The following is a 20457-nucleotide window of genomic DNA, read 5'->3' as shown; positions in this document are numbered from 1 at the left end:
AAGAGCTATGTCAGCATGTGGCACGCATTGGTTCTTTGTCGCGTTTTTTCATTCCTCCAGTAAGGCGGCCCGCTCGCTCGCCGGCCAGCTCGTCCGTCGACCGCTCCCCTCGTCGGGTCCAGCGGGTTAGCCCCCCGGTCCTGCGCCCTGCGGTGCTCGGACACGGTGGACTAACTCCACTGGCCGCGGTCGACGGCCGGGCCTGGCGCGCGTGCTGGAAATTTTGCCCCTGAGCCCGCGCGCCGCTCGCGCCCCCAAGGGGCACGAGCGAAGGCGCAAGCGGCGCGCGGAGACGAGTCTCGGTGTTGTGTGTCGATGAAAACCGCGATGGTCAAGATCGCGGTGTCGGGCGTTGCGAGAACGCCTTCGGAGTGAGTACTCCAATGTCAAGCAAGAACGCACTCGGCAAAGAAGGTACGGAAACGGTACTGGCAACTGAACAGTCGGCGCTGGACGCGTGGACGGCGGCGGAATCGGAGAGAGCGTGGGGGGCGGAGACCCCAGAACTGCAGGCGACGTATGCACAGGAGCGGGCGGCACGGGTCGACGTGACCTACGAGGAGAGACGGGGGCTGACGCTGGAGGCCGAGGAACGGCTGGCAGCGCGGGAGTGGGAGATCGAACGGACGAGAACCCGGTATGACCGGGAACAGCACTCGGACAGAGAGGCGAGAACTTCGAAATCGGTTGCGACAGGGAGCATCGCGAAGAGAGCAGACTTCCAGGCGCGCGCGGCGTGTGTGAACGAGCGGTTGGATAAGACGAAAGCGGACCCGAGAGAACGGGTGTCGAAATCGAAATTGGGAGTCATCAACCAGCAGGCGGCGCGCATCCATGGAGAGTTCAGAAAGTCGTCGCGGGCGGCACTCTCGCGTGAACTGGCCGAGCACGTGGTCGCGGGGAAGGACGGACTGAGCAGTGCGGTGGCGGTGATGGAAGCAGAACGGACGCGGCGCGGGACGGTCGTGCCGATCTCGGCGGTCGGAGACGTGAACAGTAGCGAGGTGAGCATCGAGGGTCGCGTACAGACCCTGTGGGAGCCGTCGTCATCGAAGATTCAACAGGTGGGCCTCGTCGAGGACGAGAGCGGCGTGGTGAAGGTGACGGTCTGGAAGCGCGCGAAGCAACCCCTGTTCGCGGAAGGCGATGTGGTCCGTATTCATGCGGCGGCGAAGAGCTGGTACGAGGGCCGGTGCAGCCTGGCACTGACGGGCTGGTCGCGTGTGACCTTCCCCGAGCGCGGGCGGTGGTGGTCGAGCGAGTAGTCGTCGGTCGCGGCCCTTTCTTTTTGCCTCCTGGTGTAATTGGTGCAGTCGCTTCTCACAGAGATGTAATGTGGACGCCCACGAGTTCAGTCGGGGGTCGGTGACTAGAGCCCACCATTCGGGTCGATTTATCTGTCACGCGAATGGAAACTGGTGTACGGATCCCTTTCAGCGGATTAAGAACATACGAAATTCTGGGTCTCGCGCACCTCTTCGCAGGCGGATCGTCTTCGATGCCGTTGGTCATCAAATCTCGATGAACCGCCTCGGGGTCAAACCCCGGGGTACTCGCGTTGGTTTTCTGAATACAAGAAGGAAGTCAACCTCTTCAGGGATGGCACGAATCCGACAATGGCGTGCGTCCACACAGTTATCCGAACCGGGCGCCTACTCCTAGGGATGTCAAACAATAAACGAGGCCGATACGAGAACGCAGGCAACGACCCCCGAAAACGGCCAGAACGAGCGGAAGAGAAGGTACGTGACCGCGCCCATGAAGCCCGTGCGATGGACGGTGACCCTGGAGGACGGCTTGGTGCCCTCGATGAGGCACTCGAGACCCACAGCTATCCAACCACGACAAACGAACTGGTCGAGGCCTATGGAGACTACGAGATCGAAACGCAGGGCGGATCAGAATCCCTCGAAGACGTGCTTTCCCGAACCGAAAACCAGACCTACGACTCCGCCGATGACGTTCGAAGCAGAGTACTGGGATTGGTACATCGCTAATCCTGGTGTCTCAACATCCACTCTCGCCCGTCTACACTCCTGAGTCCAATTTTGCAGTATATTGTATGTAGGGTCTCTCGATAGGCCAATCCCTCTCTTCTTTCAGCAACATTTCACGGCGGGGAGGAGGTCACGAGGGCCGGCAGCGCCGCTTGCCCGTTTCAGTGCTGATTGCGAACTCTATCTGTGGTCTGGGTCGTTCCTGCCCACAAGATTAATGCCCATTAAGCATAAATTTCTGTTTGATTATGACCAAAGGGCATTTCGGGTCGGCAGGTGCCAGCATCGACCACGGAGATGCGAGCGTTCTCTTCCCTGTCGGCGACCTCGACGCGGAGGTTTTGCAGGGTCGAGACGCTGAACTCGCGCTTACAGAGACCGATGGCGCGGACGTCATCGTCATCGCTCCAACGTCCATGGCGAGCAGCTACTTCCTCACCCAGCACGGCCTCACCGTGATTCCCATCGGTGAACTCTCTCCGACGGTCCAGTCACAGCTTTCAGAGGTGCGCGACGTACCCATCGAGGCGTTCGAGTTCATCCAGATCGGCAAGTGGACTGCAGAGAGCTCGAACCACTCTCTCGCCGAATACACCGATGCCTGACCGCCAGCAGGTGGGTCCAATCAGCACACTCCAGAGAGCCAATCGGCACTCCCAATGAAAGAAACGTTCGAAGCGGACTATCCAGATGCAGCTCCGGTCATCGAGCAAGCCGTCGCGAAACACGGTGAGACGTGGGTGCTAGCGCAATACTACGAGAAACTCTACCCCCTTGGCCGCTTGCTGGAGATGCCTGAGAAGGAGGAACTCCCGTTCTATGACGAAGCGGAACACGATACCCTGACCGAAGACGAACGGGGCGAACGCTACCGGGCATGGGGCGAGTACCGCGAGAACCTCCGCACGGGGACGAAGCCAAGAGACTGACACATCGTGCGAGCACAATCCTGCGTCTCCGAGTGCGGGTCAAGCGGAAAACGACAGGCGGAGAACTCAAACTGGTGCTCCTCCTAAATGAGCCAAGCGGTCAGATAATGATTACAGGACCCAATGTCGGTCAGGCGGAATACGCGACTCTCCCAGAAACAATCGATATTCTTCGATATAGTGCTGAGAGTTTGAGTCTAAACTTCACCCGATGGGATGAACGATACGTGACCGGACCGAGTCTCTATTTCATCATCGTCGCAGACATCGATTTCGGCAAGTACACCGACCCGTTAGGAGACAATACCTGGCCTGTCAAGCACTGTCCAGCAGTCACGATCTCATCTGACGAGTTCATCAATGCTGCCCGCAACGTGGCGTTCAGCTGCGATGGGGCGGTCGTGATCGCTGCAGACCGGACGATACAGGAACAACTGGTTCGTGTTCGAAGCCCGAGTGCTACCGAACCAACCGAAGAGCCACCCATTGCGTCTGCTAATTGGATGGGGACCAAGCATCTCAGTGCGCTCGAGATCTCTCTCCGCGAAGAGGTCCTTGCCGCGGTGACACTCAGTGAAGAGAACGGGCGTGTGACAACCTTTCGAGACGGGAAATACAACGATTTCGAACGTGACGAACTCGGGGGACGGTGGCGCATCAGAAGATAAACGAGGGTATCTTCGAAGCGGCCTATCGGCTTGAGATGACGACGAACCCGTACGACCCGAACCGGTAGAGTTGCTCCTGTAGGAAGATCGGTCTGGCCCTTCCACACGGTATTTTATCCCTCCCTCAGGAGTGAGGGAGATTCCTCAGATGGAAACCAATACAGACCCACCGCACGACGACGATCAGCACAGCCTACCAGACGATTTCGAGACGACCGAGCACATCTACCGAACCGACACGGGGGCATCGATCAAGCTCACGATGACCCGGGGAACCGGGACTCGTGACCAGGAGCGCCTCGAAGGGACGGTGAAAGCACCGACCGTCGAACAGGCGAAAGCAGACATCGACGAACTGTTCCCGAAGCTGTGCCGCCTCGCCGAAGCCGCACGAGCGTTCGACCCGAGCATCGACATCAGCGAGTAAGCATCCTCCCACAACCTATGCCACTATCCATGCGAATCCGATAGCCACGAACAGTTCGAACGACGCCACCTCGGCCGAGATCGTGACCGTAGCGATGCACTCCAAACGTATCTCGACGATTGGTGACTAATCTGAATCAGTTATCGATTTTATCGGCCCCGGGGCGCTGAGGCGCGTCACGTGCCTCCTGAACCAATGTCGATAGAATTCCAGACCGCAGAGAAGCACCGCAGAACCGACACTCACGAACACCTGCTCGTTCGGGTGACCGAACGAGCCACCACGAGAGGAACGCAGACTCATGACCGGACCTACGTCAGGTGTCGTGCCTGTGGCCAGGAACGGCTGACGGAGCAGGAGTTCTCGGAGTCGTGCGGCGCGGTCACTTTCCCCGGACTGTTGACCAGTACTGGCTACGAGATTGAGGACCCACGGACGTACCGCGCCTTAACCGAAGAAATGGAGGTCAAGTTCGGTGACATCGGGCCGAGATACAGGATACACAGCCAATCAGGAAAGACGTACACGGTGGACCTCGAATCGAAGACGTGCTCCTGCCCGGACCATGTAAAACGCGCTCCTAAGGGCGGATGCAAGCATTACCGGCGCGTGCTCTTCGCCTGCGAAGCTGGAGTGGTTCCTGGGCCCGAAGGCGTCTTTGTCAGGTGATGAACCTCGAAGAGTCGGACGAGAGAAGCCGGCCCAGATGGCTCGTTTTGCGGGTCATGCTGTAGAGCGATTGTATCGGCCCACTGGGGGTGCGGGGCGTTCGCCCCGTTTCGACCATGTCGTCAGAACGAACTCAACCAGCGACGGCTAGAACCGACTCCCGATCGACTCGATGCAACGAATGCGGTGGCCGACTCACCCACGAGGCAGCAGACACGAGCTGTCGTGACTGTGGCCTCATCGTCGATGGACCAGCCTTCGAACCGGGCATCACCCAATTCGAGCATACGGGTGCCCCGCTTACAGCGACGAGGCACGACCGCGGGCTCTCAACCGCGATCTGGGTGACCAGGGACTCGAAGGGGAACCAACTCTCGGCCCGTGAGCGACGGCGTGTCTACCGGATGCAGCGCGAGCATCACCGTGGGCGCTGGCAGTCGACGGCCGAACAGAACCTCTCCCGTGGCTGTCGAGAGGTGTCGCGACTGAGCGGGATGCTCGACCTCTCTCGTACTGTCCGCGAGGAAGCGTCGACCCTGTTCCGTGCCGCCCAGACGGCAGACCTGCTTCTTGGGCGGTCGGTCGAGGCGATGGCCGCGGCCTGTGTCTACGCGACGTGTCGCTGTCGTGGGCTTGGGAGAACTCGCGAGGAGGTGCTCTGCTGTGTGGAATGTCCCGCAGGCCTGGTTGATGCGTGCTATCGCGCCCTGCAGAAACAGTTCCAGCTCGATACCCAGCCGACCTCCTACGATGCCCGACTTTCGCGACTCCTCTCTGAACTCGACGTCCCGGACGACCTCTCGCGTCGCGCCCGCGAACTCGGGAGACGAGCACGGGAACAGGGACTGACGAATGGCCGGCGTCCATCCGGTATCGCGGCGGCCTGTCTGTATCTGGCGGTGCGGGAGGCGAGATACCCACTGACTCAGAAAGCCATCGCAGACGCGGCGGGGTCGACGGCCACCACGCTTCGGGCTCGGTACAGGGAACTCTCCGCAGCCGATTCTATCGCCCCCTGAGGGGTGCGGGGGGTTGCCGAATCGACCACCTCGTCATACGGATGAAACCAGACAGCAACAACGACCATGAACTGCAGCAGGCGCGTCGACACCGATGTCAAGGCCCTGCTGATGAGGGGAGGCACCCAACAGAGAGCGTACCGGGAATCCTGACCGATGGCGGTCGGAAGACTGCCGCTGACGAACAGGACGGAGAGGACGAATGCGCTTGTGAAGACCTGACCGACGGCTTCCCCTGCTGGCACTGTTACCGGACTGGGGCACGAACGTTCGAAACCTGATGTGGGGCCACTCTGTTCGAGGTATACAGAGTACTCTGTCGGTAGCTCTGAAATATCAATACAAACCAGTTGGTATTTCTAGACTAGTAATTGGAATTATCCTGTGCTAATCAGTTGCATACCTTTATGCTATCGCCGATTGAGGTATCCAGTGGAACTTCATCCGCTGCGGTGCCTGCGAGCTTTGTCTAGCTGTGCTTCGCCGAGAGGTGTCGTTCTTCCATATACCATGACCGCAACTGCTGCACGATTAGCAACGGGTATCGACCGTACGAAACACGCCCTTCGCTGGGTGATCCTCGGTGGAATAATGATCACCGTGTTCAGTATGCCTGTGCTCGCCCAGGGGAGTGGCAGTGCATTCTGCACCACCGATATGGCGGATACCATCCGGAATCTGTTCTCTGTCATCCAGTTCGGCGGTCCCCTCGTCGGGGGCTTGCTCGCGCTCGGGGCCGCAGTTGCGACGCCGATGGTTCGACGCTCCGACCTCAAGCAGGAGCTGAAAGAGGTGCGCAACCAGGGCATCGTCTGGGGTGTCATCGTCGCCCCGCTCGGGACTGTCATCATCCAGTTCCTGCTGACCAGTGTCGTCGCTGGAGGTGCGAGTTGCGCCTTCTGAGGGCACAGGTCGCACTCCTCGTCGTCACGGTGGCCCTGCTCGCAGCCGTCCAGAGTGCTGCCTCACGCCCAGGAGCACCACCGGGGCTGGACCACGGCCTCTCCAACGAGACGTTCTACCCGCTCTGGGCGGGCGATCTCGACAACCGGACGGTCGACGAGAACGCCTCGGCCTTCGAGGAACTGAGTGCCCTGACCGACATCCCATTCGCGGCCCCACCACCGGCCGTTGAGCGGTGGAACGCCGGTGACATCGAGGACTACCCCCGGACAGACCACACCGTCTCGGTCTACCCACAGGCCGCGACGCCTCGCTCCGGCCAGTTCGTCAGGGACGCACACGTGACCGTCTTCGCCGTCCAGCCGTCGACGCGGGCACACATCGCCCTGGATGACGAACCGCTGTACGTGGCCGCAGACGGAACCGTGTTGGCGACGTTGGATTATCGGATCGCCGTCCCTGCAGCCACGAACAACTCGACGCATCGCGTCTCCTGGGCGCTGGAGAAGACGACCGTCTCACCCGTTCGACTTCTGGTAGACGGGCAGGTCGAAGACGTGAGCCTGGGGTCGAAACGACCGAGGCTGCAGTACACGCGCCTCGACGAGTACGCGGGGACCGAGCACGACCTCGTGGTCGACGTGACCATCACGGTCGCGCTTAACCGAACCGTCGAACCGCTCAATTCGTCCTGTTCACCACCTGGTGGGAGTCCAAACACGACCTGTCCGGGCGTCCCTGCGAACAACTCGACGACCGTGACGGAGTTCATGACGGTCGACGATTCGGTAGCCGTCACCGCGTACGAGCTGGTCTCGTCGGCGACGGGTGTCGAATACCCTGATGGCGACCTCGGCCTCGAGGTCAGTGCGACCCAGCCGTGGCGTGGGTACGCGACCAGCGAGGCCACCGTCGACGGTCGCTGGGCGTTCTACTCCGCTCGGGATGCTTCGTGGGATACGCTGGTGGTCACGACCGCGAACAACACGACGGTCCAGAACTCCTCGGCGCTCCCGCTCCAGGTGCACGCCTATCCCGCGCCAGCATGGGGCGACCGACCTGCGACCGGAACCGGGCCGGTGCAGCTCCTCGCATCGGATGGCGTCGAACGAGACACACCGGAACTCCCACCCCTCGTCGAACTTCGGACCCCGAACGGAACCTACACCGTGAGCGACCGCGTCGTCGCGCGCCACGAGGCCGCGAATCTGACCCCCTCACTCACTGTCTACGGCCTCGTCAGGGGTGTCTCGGGACAGCGAGCGATTTCGTCCGTACAGACGAATCCACTCACCAAGAGCACGCTTCGGTTGTCTGTCACCGAGGCGACCGAGGAGACGGTAACTCTGGAAGTTCGGCTCAACGAGACGGTGAGCGGCGCGCCCATCAGCACCGAACGCATCGGCGGGACGGTCACCGTGGATGGGAATCCGGTCGAGACGGGTATCGACGGTGTGGGGAGAATCACCCTCCCGCGCAGGAACGTTTATGCGGCTGAGTACGACCCGGGGACCTGGTGGGACGATGATGCCCCGCATCTGCCTGCTGCCGACGTGCTCTACGTCGAAGGTTCGCCGCTGGCCGTGATTCAACTGCTCTACAACATGGCGATACCGCTCGGCTCGATTCTACTCGGCGTGTTCATCATCGACCGCATCACCGGCTGGGGCGTCTGGCCACCGTGGCGAGGTGTCCTCCGATGACGGGGCAGTATGGCCGTCGCCGGTTCCTCGCAGGTGCGAGTCTGACGGGGGCTGGGCTACTCGCCGGCTGTCTGAACGATTCGAATTCCGGAGAGCCCGAGGCTTCTGAAACTGCGACGACAACCGAGGAGCTCCCTGACGTGGTAACTGAAATAGGCTTCGAGGGGATGGACCTCGTCGTCGGCCTACGACCGGACGCCGCAGTATCCAAGTTGAACCTCATCTCGCCTGACGGGACTGCGTTCGCCAGCAAGTCCGTTACGAGGGGAGCGACCACCGTTCGGATTCCGATTCTGGAGCTCAGACAGCTATCCAGTAGATATAGACATTACAGTCCTGGCATCCACGAATTAGTGGTCATCACTGAGGATTCTGTCAAGCGAACTCAGCTGAGCTTAGAACCAGATGTCCAGTTGGTCGATATCGAAGTGAATTCGGTTGCTCGCGATGGCTTGAGGCAAGGAAAATTACTGTTCCGGATGGAGAACCAAGGTACTGCTCCTACCTGGATATTCGACATTACCTATGAGGGGGCACCTAACTTTGGGGCGAACGATCCGCTTAGCGATTTTCCTGGTCTTCCAAAACTACAGTCTCCGAGTGAAGCTCCAGACTTGGTCTTGGGTCCAAACGAACAGGTGGAACTCGTCCCCGAATCCAATCCGCTACGCTTCTCATCTCGGGAATACTCTGGGTGCGACCTGGGAATTTTCGAGATTCGTGCTTTGATAGGAGTCGCAACCGGTGAAATGATTCAGGTTGACCTAGCTGGTCAGATCGACGGTGATGAGATTAACCAAGACCTGCTTGGGGAGTACGCTTGCAGTGAATCGAGCGTAGAAATTAGTGCCATCAAGAGGTCGAGATGGGAGAATTAGAAGACGTAATCGTCCGGGCAATCGAGGAGTTTCTGAAATTCCTATTCGCTCCGGTCGAGGGACTTGTGGAAGAATACGGGAATGAGGTCATCGCAGTAGTTGTCGGTGCACCTGCACCAAATACCATCTTCACGTCTCCGACAAACACGCCTTGGCCATCGGTCTACGAATACTACTGGGAGACCATCATCCCGCTCTCTCTATTCCTCTGGGGACTCGCAGTCGGGCTCGTTATCTTCCTCGAAGCGACGAGTCACCTGTTCAGTGGCTACCACCGGTCAAAATTGAAGAAGCGGGCAGTCACGGGTCTACTCGGAATTCTATCGTGGTGGTGGATTGCCGCACTATCGCTACAGTTCACCGATGTACTTGCTGTCTATCTTGCACCGGATTTGTCCGACGTCGACTTGGTCCAGTCCATTTCATTCGCAGGAATTGGGGTGCTCGGTTACGCAATCTCGCAAGCAGTGAATCTCACGCTTGTCGTGGCGATTCTACTACTGTACATCGTGCGCCATGTCGCGCTGTACATGTACGTCTTGTTGATGCCCATCCTCATCGCCCTCTGGATACCAGGGGTTGGTCCATTTGCCCTCATGTCTAGACTGATGATCCGACTTGCTGGGTTCTACCTCCCGTTCCTGTTCATGACGGTCCCAGTGGCTATCCTGCTTCAGTTCAGTGGACTCCTCGGCAAGAATTTCGGGTTATCGATTGATGGGCTTAGCGCGTGGATTCTCGCGCTCATCGTTCCCTTGATGGCCATCATCGCGCCACTCATCCTGTTCTGGCAGGCGGGCGCTGTATTCGTCGCGACCCAGCGCATCGCCGGCCAGATGTCCCGTCGTCGCGCACAGCACCGAATGGCTCGAACCCGCGATACCGGGCTTGCTGCCACCCAGGGCGGCCGCAACTTCTCCCGTGGCCTTCGTGGTGACGTTGCGGTGCGACGCGATGGGCAGTACATGCTGGGCTCTGGTGGCTCTCGGGCACACGGTGCAGGGGCCCGAGTCCGTGATGCAGGCAGTCGCCTCTCGGATGCGATCACACCAGGGGGCCGGCGTGGTGGCAAGGGCGGACCCGGTGGTAGTACCCGTCCTAAAGAGTCTCGAAACACCAGCTTCGATACACTGCGTCCCCGGGCGCTCCCACCAGCACCGAGCCCGGAGGCATCGAGCACCCACAAGACCCCGCGAGGTGACTCCGATGCCGAATGAGCAAGCGAAGCGGGTCCCGAAGTCGCTGGGAACCGAGACCAAGCTCCTCGGGCAGTACACGTTGAGCGACCTCGCAGTCGGGCTGGTCCCGGCCGTGGTCGTCGTCCTGGGGACGCAGCTGTTGGTCCCACCCGGAATGACCATCGGTGGATTCTCGGTCGAGCTGTTGGTGCTCCCTGTGGCAGCCGTTGCAGCCCTGGTCGGTGGGGTGTTCGTCTACCTCACGCCCGCGCACACGTCGAGCCTCGACTGGGTGTTCACCATGGTGGGGTACCGGAGACGACAGAAACGCCTCCCACACGAGACTGCCCGGGAGTACACCCAGGTTCAGCAGATCGACCCGGTATCGGGATTCATCGAGCGCACCGATGGGACTCTCGTCGGCTTGCTCAGGGTCGACCCACCCATGCTCGCGCTGGCGACGGATGAAGAGTGGGCGGCGATGGCGAATGACTTCCAGGACTTCCTGAACACGAGCGTCGCCTTCCCGATTCAGCTCTATGCGACTACACAGGCATTCCCGGTCGAAGAGTATCTCGCACACTACGAGGCTCGCCTCGGCGACCCGGACGTGCAGGCGAATCCACGCCTGGCTGCACTCATCGAGAACTACGCAGAGTGGTACGCCGCAGACCTCGATGCGCGCCAGATGACCATTCGTGACCACTACGTGGTTGTGCCGGTCGGCCCGGACGAGGTGCGCTTCGAGCGCGAGAGTCTCTCCCAGCAACTGACCACGATTCCAGTCCTCGGCGCGTTCGTTCGAGTACTCTCTGCACCACCTATCGAGGAACAGCGCACGGCCATGCACGATGCACTCGACGACCGATTGGCCCGGCTCAGGGCCGGTATCAGGGAGATGCAGGGGTGTAACGCGAGCCGGGTCTCCGCGGCTGACACGGTCGCGTTACTCGATTCGTTCTGGGGTGGGCATACCGGGACCGACCGGGACGTTGCCCAGACGCTTCGAACGGGGCCGATGGTCCGGGGGCGACGATGATTCGACGCTGGCTCCGGAGACGACGCTCGCCCGATTCGGCTCGTGACCACACAGCCGACCGAGACGGTGCCGAGGAGTACACCGGGAGCGACCGCGGCCTGGGTGACCAATCGACGGTCCACCAGACGCTTGTCGGCCCGGACAGCCTCGAACGGCATCCGAACTCGGTTCGAACGGGCGACCGCTGGCGACGCACGCTCTGGATGGGTGAGTTCCCCGACGCACCGGTCGATGGGCTGTTCGAGTCACTCTATGCGACGCCCGAGACCCGCGAGACGGACATCTCGCTGCACATCGACCCGCGCGATACGGCTCGCACGCTCGACGCCCTCGAGAACAAGATCGAAGACCTCGAGGCGGACTTCGAGTACCTCACCGAGCGCCATCGCGCTGGCGCTCGTGGCGTCCGGAAAGATCTCGAAGACTACCAGGACCTCTACGACGTGCTGCGGAACACGTCGATGGAGGCATTCGACGTCTCGATGTACCTGAGCCTCCACGGCGGGACCGAGGACGTCCTTGACGTGGATGCTGTGATGGGCGTGGCCAGGCGGTCGCCGACCAACCTGACGCCGGTCACGCCGCGCTGGCAGCAACTCGATGCCCTGATCTCGGCCAGTCCGGTCGCGGTGGACAAACTCGAGGAATCGTTCGAGACGACGACGCCGATGCTCGGTGGGGCGCTCGGTGCGATGTTCCCGTTCGTCGCGGGCTCGTTCGCAGAACCCGGCATCGAGTATGGCACTTACGCGCTCAACGAGAGCCCGCTCATCCTCGACCGGTTCGCCCGCGAGACCGGGTACTGCGCGATGGTCATCGGAAAACTCGGCGCTGGCAAGTCGTTCTCGACCAAGCTCCAGCTCCTTCGGCGGGCGATGTACGACCCGGAGACGGTCATCGTGATGCTCGACCCGCTCGAGGGCTTCGCGAGCGTGAACGACGCCCTCGGTGGGGAACGCATCACCGTAGGCGGCACCCGTGGCTTCAACCCGCTCGAACTTCGTGAGACGCCCGCGAGCGTCCTCGAATCGGTCTCGGACCTCGACCCGTGGGCGGAGCAGGTCGCGTGGGTGCTCACGTTCTTCGAGACGTTCTTCGAGCACGTGGCCGCGAACCCACTCAGAGAGCGCACCCAGACGCTCAGGCGGGCGGTCCAGGAGACTTACGAGCACCAGGGCATCACCCGCGACCCGGCGACGCACGGCCAGCCGTCACCCACGATCACCGACCTCATCTCGGTCTTGGAAACGATGCTGGAAGACCCCGGCTCGTTCGACTATCCGACGGAGGGCGAACAGGAGCGTGTCCGCGTCGATGCACGCTCCCTGCTGACGGACCTGCGGCCCTCGTTCCGGCCGGATGGTGACCTCGCCAATCTGGCCCGTCCCACCGAGTTCGACCTCGAGTCGCCCGTCGTCTACCTGGATCTGCACCAGGAGGAGGGCGTCCGTGGCCGTGCCCAGACGAGTCTCATGATGCAGGTGCTGTTCAACGCCGTCTACGAGCGCGCCAAGGGGACGGACAAGAACGTCGTGTTCGTCATCGACGAGGCCCACTACCTGTTCAACGATGCCACCTCGCTCGGCTTCCTCGAAACGGCGGTCAGACACAGCAGGCACTACGATCTCTCACTGCAGTTCATCACCCAGACAGGTGGCGAGTTCGCACTGACGCCGGAAGCCCGGACCATCGCGAGCCTCTGTTCGCTCACGCTCATCCACCGGGTGAACGAGGAGGCCGACAAACTCGCCGAGTGGTTCGGCCTGAGCGAGCGCGAGGCGAACTGGGTCCGAACCGCAAAGGCGGGGAACGAAGAAGACGGCTTCTCCGAAGCACTGCTGGGTATCGACGAAGCCGGCTGGTTCCCCCTGCGGGTACGCGCCAGTCCCTACGAACGTGAGGTGCTGGCTGGGGCTGTGGAGGGGACGCAGAACAGCTCCGAACCCCCTGTCTCACCGGGGCCGTCACGGACGGTGCAGGCCAGCCTCGACCAGACGTCCACGAGCATTCCCCGAGCCGATGGAGGTGAATCGCCATGACCGTCGACACGGAGGTAATCCCGGAAGCTCTCCGCGAGTACGACCAGTGGGTCCATTGGCGGGAAGTGATCCGGAACGGGAAGCGGACCAAGCTCCCGGTCGTTCCGCGGATGAAGAAGTACGCGTCTGTCTCGGACCCGGACACGTGGACAGACTTCGAGAACGCGTGTCGCGCACTCCGTAGCAACCTCGGCCTTGGATTCGTGTTCACCGACGACGACCCGTTCCTGGGGGTTGACCTCGACAACTGCCGGGCAGGAGGCGCGCTCGATAGTCGTGCGCAGGACATCGTCGACCGGCTCGACTCGTACACCGAGGTCAGCCCCTCTGGAACGGGCGTCCACGTGATCCTCGAGGGCTCGATTCCAGGCAGTCGCTCGCGGAAGGGGTCGGTCGAGTGCTACGACTCTGGCCGGTTCTTCACGATGACTGGGGACCGACTCGCCACCGGCTCTCCCGCGGTCGAGCCTCGGCAGGTCGCCTTCGACGCGATGTACCGGACATACGTCTCGCCTCCGAAGGAACGGAAACCCGAGCAGTCGGCACAACACGCCACAGGGAGCACCTCAATGGGAACGTCGACCACGCTCGACGATTCGGAGCTCCTCGAGAAGGCCCAATCTGCCGAGAACGGCCAGAAGTTCACGCGACTCTGGGGTGGGAACACGACCGGCTACGAGAGCCACTCCGAGGCCGACATGGCACTCTGTTGCCTGCTCGCGTTCTGGACGGCCAACGATGAATCTCGAATCGACCGCCTGTTTCGCCAGTCCGGGCTCCATCGACCCAAGTGGGACGAAGTCCACTATTCGGACGGGACGACCTACGGGAAGCGGACGATAGAGCGTGCGGTCAACGTGACGGGAGATGTGTATACTCCACCGGCCGAGGATGCTTCCTCCGAGCCCGTCCAGTCGACCACGCTCGACCGGAAGACGCAGAATGAACTCTACAGTCTTCGCAAACGCAACGAACTCCTCACGAAGCGTGTCGACGACCTCGACGAGAAGCTCGCCTTCGCACGAGAAGACCTCGACAAAGAACGGCAAGCCCGAGCCCAAGAGCGACTGGAATTCGAACGACGGATGGATGAGGCCCAGAGCGAACGAGAACCACCCGAACCGAAACAGGCCTCGATTCGCTCTCGGCTGTCGCGGATGATCAAGCGACTCCGTGCATAGTGAACGCTCGATAGATGAGACGGCTGACCAACCGATTTCCCGAGATAACCGTCAATGGGATGGTGTTGATTACGATGCGTCAACAAGAGGGGCCCACGTTCGGAAACGCCATCTTCTGGCTCACTTTGGCGGTAACAGCCGCGAACTCGAGTTCCTATCCGGACTGCACACAATGGTACCTCAACGGCTCTGGGTGGTCGTCCGAGCGACAGCCGAAAGCTAAAACCCGAGCTTCCAGCGTTGAGTAGTGCCTTGCTGAAGGTCTTCGATCGCGCTCTCGGCGATGCGATACGTCCGGCCCTTCGTGATGACGTCGCCGGTCCGCTCCAGGTGTTCGAGATGCGCGTACGCTTCTCCCGGTCCATGGAGGATGTGGATGTCTGAGAGCTCCCCGAAGAGCGCAGCGCTGACCTCCCACGTGTCGAGTGGGCCGGATTCGTCGAGCACGTTCAGCACGCGCCAGGCTCGTTCCTCGTGGTGGTCGATGATGTGCTCGGCTCGGCCAGTCGGGTCGTCGATGGGGTCACGGTGTCCGGGCCAGGCGCGCGTGTACTCCGCATCCGCGATGCGTCGAAGCGCACGGAGATACTTCTCGAGCGGGTTCTCTACCCGCACGTCGGCACCGCCGACGTTCGGAGTGTAGACGGGGAGCAGTGCATCCCCAGTGAAGACGACCGAAGCGCCATCGAGCGTCGTCTCGAACATGCACAAGCCTGCAGCGTGTCCCGAGGTGTGCACGACGCGCAGGTCGTGCCCGTTCACAGTGAAAACGTCGCCGTCTTCCATCGTGGTGACCTCGGGTGCCTGGATCGTCGTCGGGTCGACCATCCGCTCTCGGAGCACTGCCTGTTTCGGCTCGGGGATGCCCCACTCGTCGAAATACCGCTCCTGGGTCCTATGCAGGTCATTCCACGCCTGCTCGTCTCCCTCTACGAGTGGGGCGTCCTCGACGTGGGCATACACCGCTGCCCCACTCCGCGATTGAATCTCGCCAGCCAGGCCGGTGTGGTCCGGGTGCCAGTGCGTCAGGAATATCCGGTCGATATCCTCGACCGTGACGCCATGGTCCTCGAGAGCCGCTTCCAGCTGCGTTCGTGTCGCGTCCATCCAGTCGCCCGTATCGATGAGCACCGTCTCGGGCCCATCGTTGAACAGGTAGGCGTTGTTGTTCCCCTCGAACGCAGCGTTCGACAGCGTGAGGCGCTCCATACTCAGTCCTAACCTGCTGCTGTCGTTTGAGTGTATCGTGCAGGTTCAGGTCTGGCCGGGAGGCATTGTTGCTGACCCGGACCGGCAACGACTGCTCTCGCCGCTACCTGCCCCTGCCATGTGAAACGCACCGGACCGTCCTCTCTGGCCGTGGTGCCACGTGCGATCACCGTCAACCCGAGGACCGAGTAAGTGATGGAAAGTTAACTGGTCGAAACGATATCTCGATTCAGTATTGCGGTCTCCAGATGAACAACACGATCCCCTCAGGCCTATACCCCGGAGCGGTTCAAACCGTCTCGGATTCCGGCATGTTCGAGAAGGGGCAATCCGCCTGAACGACCCTCAGATATATGACCATTCGCCGGTTACCATTGGCTGGTATGACAGACCATAGCAGACGGCGATTCATGAAGTCCGTTGCGGCCGGCGCGACAGCACTGACGACGATGGGTGTCGCGAGCGCGGCCGACGGCCGAGACCAGTTCGTCGTCACGGTCCGGGGGAAGGGTGCGAAGAACCGACTCGAACGAAGTGACGCCGACGTCCTGGCGTCCATCGCAGACGGGCAGGTACTGCTCGTCGCCGCCGCCGACGCGGACACCCTGCGCGGGACCAGCGGCGTCGTCGACGTGCGCGAGAACATCGGCTACCGTGCGGTCGGGCCAGCCGAGACCTCGACGGACGAGTCCACCGACGAGCAGTTCGCGCCCCTCCAGTGGGACAAGAAGGACAAGACAACGGGAGCCTTCGAGGCCCACGACACGGCGACTGGCGCGGACCGAAGCGTCGCCATCATCGACACCGGTATCGACACCTTCCACCCGGACCTCCGGAACAACATCGGAGATGGGATGCTCTTCCGGGCTGACGGCGCATCCAGTCCCGACGGGTCGCCGACAGTCGCGGGGGATACGACCATCGAAGCCAGGTTCCCGGGCGGCCCCGAGATCGGGTCCTACATCTACCTGGGAGAGCCGGACACGCGCGAACAGGCGGCAGGCGACGACATCGACTCCCACGGGAGCCACTGCGCCGGTATCGCGACGGCCAAACACGACGATACGTCCGTCGGCGAGGACTTCGGCATCGCGGGCATGGCCCCCGACGCCGATGTCATCCCGCTTCGCGTGTTCTACTGGAAGAAGTACGAGGGCTATCCGTACGAGGGTGACGAGGTCACGGTCACCGCCCTCTGGACGACCGACTTCGATATCCTGAGCGCCATCGACTACGCCGGGACGATCGGAGCGGACGCAGCGAACATGAGCCTCGGCGGGGGCGTCATCAAGGGACCGTACCACCAGACCAAGGAGCACGTCGCATACCAGCGCGTCATCCAGTCGGCGGTCCAGCGCGGCACCGTCGTCACCACGAGCGCCGGCAACGCCAGCGCCGACCTTCAGCACGAAGGGTACTACACGCTCCCGAACAGCGTGCCGGGGTCCATCAGCGTCTCCGCGACCGGTCCGAACAACAAGCGCGTGTTCTACTCCAACTACGGCACCAGCGACATCGACGTCGGCGCACCCGGAGGCGGGTACGAGACGCTCGAGAAGACACTCGCGGCAGACACCGAGTGGCCGTTCCCACTTAATCTCGTCCTTTCGACGGTCCCACCGGACCTGAACGACGGGGAGGCGTTCGCCTGGTACGCGGGGACCTCGATGGCCGCGCCACAGGTAGCTGGCCTGGTCGCGCTCATCCGCGAGGTCAACCCCGACCTCGGTGCGAAGGAGGTCCAGAGTATCATCGAGAACACGGCGAGAGGAAGCAACGGAAAGGGCGACGCCGACGTGGGAGCAGGCGTCATCTATGCGCCAGCCGCGCTCGAAGCTGCAGCTGCAAGGCGCTGAGACAGGTCCAACCGATTCCACGTTCCTGTTCCGGGTTGGCTGGTATTCGAGAACTCCCTTCCATTTTGTCACCGAGAAGGACAATAGCCGGCTCTCTCCCGGGGTTCTGGCGAACGTTTTCGGTCTCGTGAACGACCACGAACCATTGCACCGCGTTCAGCAGCGTTCAAACGATTTGAAACCGCGAAAAACAGCAGTAGGAGCGTTCACACTCCTGAACTGCCTGAACGGCTCTCACCCTTCATATCCCTCCGGCCACTTCGGTTCGAGTGGAGGCACCCCACAATGAGACTCTCCAAACTGACCGCGGTCGCCCTGGCTGCACTCCTCGTGAGTGCGGGCACGGTCGCGGCTGCAGCTGGTCCGACGAATAGTCCCCTGAACGTTGGCGACGACGACAAGCCGACCACCCCCGCTGACGACCATGCGAACGAAACCGCTGGCGAACACGCAGGCGATGAGAACCAGTCTGGGCAGGCTGGTGACCACGCGAACGCCAGCGAGAACGGCACGGATGCCGGGAGCCAGCAGCCCGAAGCGGTCGGCCAGCAGGGCCCCCCGAGCGACCTCCCTGATGCCATCCCCGATGACGTCGAGAACCGCGTCGAGAACATCCACAACCACATCAACAAGTTCCTCGACGGCGCGATGGACGGAACCCTCGGCGGTGTGCTCAGCGACCTGAACGAGGACGCCGAGGACGAGAACGCTGACAGCGACGACGAGGTCGGCGGCGACAAGTCCCCCCACGCGAACGAGAACGCCACCGTGACGGCTACCACGACCGCGTAACTCCGGTCACCCCAACGTCAGTCGTAGCTCCTTTTTCAGTGCCAATGTCACCAGCGATAGCGAACGTTAGTCATACCCGGTGAGCGAGCAGCCGCTGGCCGAGTGGAGTTTGCAATGCAGTTCGAGTGTCTGGTTCGAACGCGAGCGCGCGGCGCTCTCGACGATCGAACACAATCGGATGGACCGTCAGGAACAGTCCGGATACCCGGGTATCACTGGAACGGAATGTTCCTACTCGTCTCGCAGTTCCGTCGCAATCGCGGTCAGCTCCGCCTTCCGGAACGAACTCCCGACCTCGTCCGGGTCGTCCGACTCGATCTCACCGATCTTCCAGAGGATGCCTGCTCGCATCTCTGGTTTTGAGGGAAGCGAGTGCTCGGGGATTTCGTAGCCGACTGCCTCACAGATGGCTGCGAGGGATTCCTTGGTGAAGCCGGTCGATTCCATCCGCTCGTACCGGCCGACAGCGACTCGAATCTCGTTCCGGAGGGCGTGGACGGTGGGTGACATGGCAGGTCCAATGGCCGGGCCGGTTGTGTATATTCCGGTCGGCTTGGCAGGCTCCGACCCCGCCCCGGATGGATGCAGGCAATTGTGTCCAAAAGATAGACGTCTCACAGGCGCTCGCTCGCCCCGGTCACTCGAGCGCGACCAGACGGTTTCCGAACGGAACCACGGCCCGGCTTCCGACGACGACGGGGTCGCCGACGAGCCCGTCGCGTTCGACCGTCGCCAACTGCTCACCAGTCTCGCGGTCGAAGAGCATCGCCAAGCCTCGTTCTCTGTCTACGTACTGGGTTCCACCGCTCTCGTACCCTTCGTTCCCGGCGATGACGAGCGTGTCCTGCCCGACTGCTGGTCGCGACCACCGGAGCACCGACGTCGACACGGACCACAGCAGTTCACCCGTACTGAGGTCGAGTGCGCGAAGCGCTCCGTCTGCGGACCCGACGTACACCGTCCCGTCCGCGAGCGCCGCCCCGTACACCTGGCGGGTATGGTCGCTGCCGTCGACGGGTTCGACGGGTGTGGTCCACTGCTCGTCACCGGAGCCGGCCTCGAGTGCGACGATGGCGTCCCCGCCCGCGACGAGCGTCCCCGCGGTGACTGCCGGACTTCGGTCGAGCCGACCGACGCGTCGCGGGCTCGACCGGACGGCGGACCGGAACTCTGCCGTCCCCGTCTCGGCATCGACGGCGAGCACGTCCGGCCCGTCACGAACGTACACTCGGCCACCGGCTTTCGTCGGACTGGCCCGGATCGGATACCTCGTCTCGATGGGCCAGCCGTCGGCGGTGAAGCCAGCCTCGTCGCCGACCGTTGCGCGGGCCACCGCGCCGTTCGCGTCGTCCGTGGATGGATACTCGCTGAACCCGATATGGAGTTCTTCGTCGAGAATCGGCGTGCTGTCCAGGCGGTGTGGACCGGTCCCGTCGTGACTCTGTGGTCGCGGTGCCTGTATCGTCCAGTCGACGCCGTTACCAGGACTGACACCGACGACCTCGCCGGCCCGGGTCCCGAAGACGACCCACCCGTCGGTGAGGACCGGTTCTGTCGTCACTGGCCGACCACTCGAGAGGTCACCGCCCAGCCGACGACCGTCGGCCACGTTGAACGCGGCGATTCCACCGGCCCGTGACGCCGCGTAGACGACGCCATCGGCTGCCGAGACCCGAAGGGTATCGACCGTCCGGAGCGACTGCACCCACTGCTCGGTCAAGCCCGTGGGTCCAGTGGCGTCACCGACACGGCCAGTATGGCCGTGGTCACCTCGGAACGTTTCCCAGCCCGACACCGACCGGCCTGTCTCAAACGTGTCTGTTGCTGTCGCCGACTCCGTGGCCGTCTCTGTCGTGTTACTTTCAGTCCCGTTCTGGGCCGTCGTCTGGCAGCCCGCGACAGCAGCGACTCCCGCGGCGGCGAGTGCCCGGAGTGCGGCGCGTCGGTCCATCGTTGGGTTTGAGATATCG

20 protein-coding genes are annotated in these 20457 nt (G+C 62.1%); 17 read left to right on the top strand and 3 right to left on the bottom strand.

Annotated elements, in window-relative coordinates; translation table 11 throughout:
• The first annotated feature begins 383 nt into the window (after positions 1-383).
• From N6C22_RS19240 to N6C22_RS19170, 15 genes are all read left to right on the top strand, one after another.
• The gene (locus N6C22_RS19240; RefSeq protein WP_261652826.1) at positions 384-1265 is read left to right on the top strand and encodes an SOSS complex subunit B family protein; all 882 of its coding nucleotides are present in this window, start codon (positions 384-386) and stop codon (positions 1263-1265) included.
• 399 nt (positions 1266-1664) lie between these two features.
• Positions 1665-1997 (top strand): hypothetical protein, encoded by a 333-nt coding sequence (locus tag N6C22_RS19235; RefSeq protein WP_369684455.1) that lies wholly within the window; start codon positions 1665-1667, stop codon positions 1995-1997.
• 248 nt (positions 1998-2245) lie between these two features.
• Positions 2246-2602 carry a hypothetical protein gene (locus N6C22_RS19230; protein ID WP_261652824.1) on the top strand — a complete coding sequence of 119 codons (357 nt, stop codon included), beginning with the start codon at positions 2246-2248 and terminating at the stop codon, positions 2600-2602.
• Between the two features lie 54 nt (positions 2603-2656).
• Complete coding sequence (locus N6C22_RS19225; RefSeq protein WP_261652822.1) at positions 2657-2926, top strand: hypothetical protein; 270 nt, start codon at positions 2657-2659, stop codon at positions 2924-2926.
• Between the two features lie 107 nt (positions 2927-3033).
• Positions 3034-3594, top strand: a complete 561-nt coding sequence (locus tag N6C22_RS19220; protein ID WP_303647850.1) for a diadenylate cyclase — start codon at positions 3034-3036, stop codon at positions 3592-3594.
• 148 nt (positions 3595-3742) lie between these two features.
• Positions 3743-4021: a hypothetical protein gene (locus N6C22_RS19215; RefSeq protein WP_261652819.1), complete on the top strand. Its 279-nt coding sequence runs from the start codon at positions 3743-3745 to the stop codon at positions 4019-4021.
• Between the two features lie 195 nt (positions 4022-4216).
• The gene (locus N6C22_RS19210; RefSeq protein WP_261652818.1) at positions 4217-4690 is read left to right on the top strand and encodes a hypothetical protein; all 474 of its coding nucleotides are present in this window, start codon (positions 4217-4219) and stop codon (positions 4688-4690) included.
• Between the two features lie 344 nt (positions 4691-5034).
• Positions 5035-5709 carry a transcription initiation factor IIB family protein gene (locus tag N6C22_RS19205; protein ID WP_261652817.1) on the top strand — a complete coding sequence of 225 codons (675 nt, stop codon included), beginning with the start codon at positions 5035-5037 and terminating at the stop codon, positions 5707-5709.
• Between the two features lie 609 nt (positions 5710-6318).
• Positions 6319-6612, top strand: a complete 294-nt coding sequence (locus tag N6C22_RS19200; protein WP_261652816.1) for a hypothetical protein — start codon at positions 6319-6321, stop codon at positions 6610-6612.
• The gene (locus tag N6C22_RS19195; protein WP_261652814.1) at positions 6600-8315 is read left to right on the top strand and encodes a hypothetical protein; all 1716 of its coding nucleotides are present in this window, start codon (positions 6600-6602) and stop codon (positions 8313-8315) included. Before N6C22_RS19200 ends, N6C22_RS19195 begins: the two co-directional genes overlap by 13 nt.
• A complete protein-coding gene (locus N6C22_RS19190) occupies positions 8312-9193 on the top strand; it encodes a hypothetical protein (protein WP_261652813.1) in 882 nt (293 codons plus the stop codon). The genes N6C22_RS19195 and N6C22_RS19190 overlap by 4 nt, the downstream gene beginning before the upstream one ends.
• On the top strand, positions 9181-10410 hold the full coding sequence (locus N6C22_RS19185) for a hypothetical protein (protein ID WP_261652812.1): 1230 nt from the start codon (positions 9181-9183) through the stop codon (positions 10408-10410). Before N6C22_RS19190 ends, N6C22_RS19185 begins: the two co-directional genes overlap by 13 nt.
• Positions 10400-11410 carry a hypothetical protein gene (locus tag N6C22_RS19180; RefSeq protein WP_261652811.1) on the top strand — a complete coding sequence of 337 codons (1011 nt, stop codon included), beginning with the start codon at positions 10400-10402 and terminating at the stop codon, positions 11408-11410. Before N6C22_RS19185 ends, N6C22_RS19180 begins: the two co-directional genes overlap by 11 nt.
• Positions 11407-13449, top strand: a complete 2043-nt coding sequence (locus tag N6C22_RS19175; protein ID WP_261652810.1) for a VirB4 family type IV secretion system protein — start codon at positions 11407-11409, stop codon at positions 13447-13449. Before N6C22_RS19180 ends, N6C22_RS19175 begins: the two co-directional genes overlap by 4 nt.
• Positions 13446-14630, top strand: a complete 1185-nt coding sequence (locus N6C22_RS19170; RefSeq protein WP_261652809.1) for a hypothetical protein — start codon at positions 13446-13448, stop codon at positions 14628-14630. The genes N6C22_RS19175 and N6C22_RS19170 overlap by 4 nt, the downstream gene beginning before the upstream one ends.
• Before the next feature lie 219 nt (positions 14631-14849).
• On the opposite strand, the gene N6C22_RS19165 is transcribed toward N6C22_RS19170, so the two are convergent.
• Positions 14850-15839, bottom strand: a complete 990-nt coding sequence (locus tag N6C22_RS19165; protein WP_261652808.1) for an MBL fold metallo-hydrolase — start codon at positions 15837-15839, stop codon at positions 14850-14852.
• 383 nt (positions 15840-16222) lie between these two features.
• On the opposite strand from N6C22_RS19165, the gene N6C22_RS19160 reads away from it, so the two are divergent.
• A complete protein-coding gene (locus N6C22_RS19160) occupies positions 16223-17695 on the top strand; it encodes a S8 family serine peptidase (protein WP_261652807.1) in 1473 nt (490 codons plus the stop codon).
• Positions 17696-17980: 285 nt separating this feature from the next.
• Positions 17981-18487 (top strand): hypothetical protein, encoded by a 507-nt coding sequence (locus tag N6C22_RS19155; protein WP_261652806.1) that lies wholly within the window; start codon positions 17981-17983, stop codon positions 18485-18487.
• Positions 18488-18718: 231 nt separating this feature from the next.
• Here the strand turns inward: N6C22_RS19155 and N6C22_RS19150 are convergent, their stop codons facing one another.
• Entirely contained in the window at positions 18719-18997 is a 279-nt protein-coding gene (locus N6C22_RS19150; protein WP_261652805.1) for a hypothetical protein, read from the bottom strand.
• 127 nt (positions 18998-19124) lie between these two features.
• Positions 19125-20438: a PQQ-binding-like beta-propeller repeat protein gene (locus N6C22_RS19145; RefSeq protein WP_261652804.1), complete on the bottom strand. Its 1314-nt coding sequence runs from the start codon at positions 20436-20438 to the stop codon at positions 19125-19127.
• Positions 20439-20457 lie beyond the last annotated feature (19 nt).

The sequence above is a fragment of the Haloarchaeobius sp. HME9146 genome (assembly GCF_025399835.1).
In the GTDB taxonomy this organism is placed as follows: domain Archaea; phylum Halobacteriota; class Halobacteria; order Halobacteriales; family Natrialbaceae; genus Haloarchaeobius.
The sequence above is the reverse complement of the archived record's forward strand: the minus strand, read 5'-3'. Positions and strand labels throughout refer to the sequence as shown.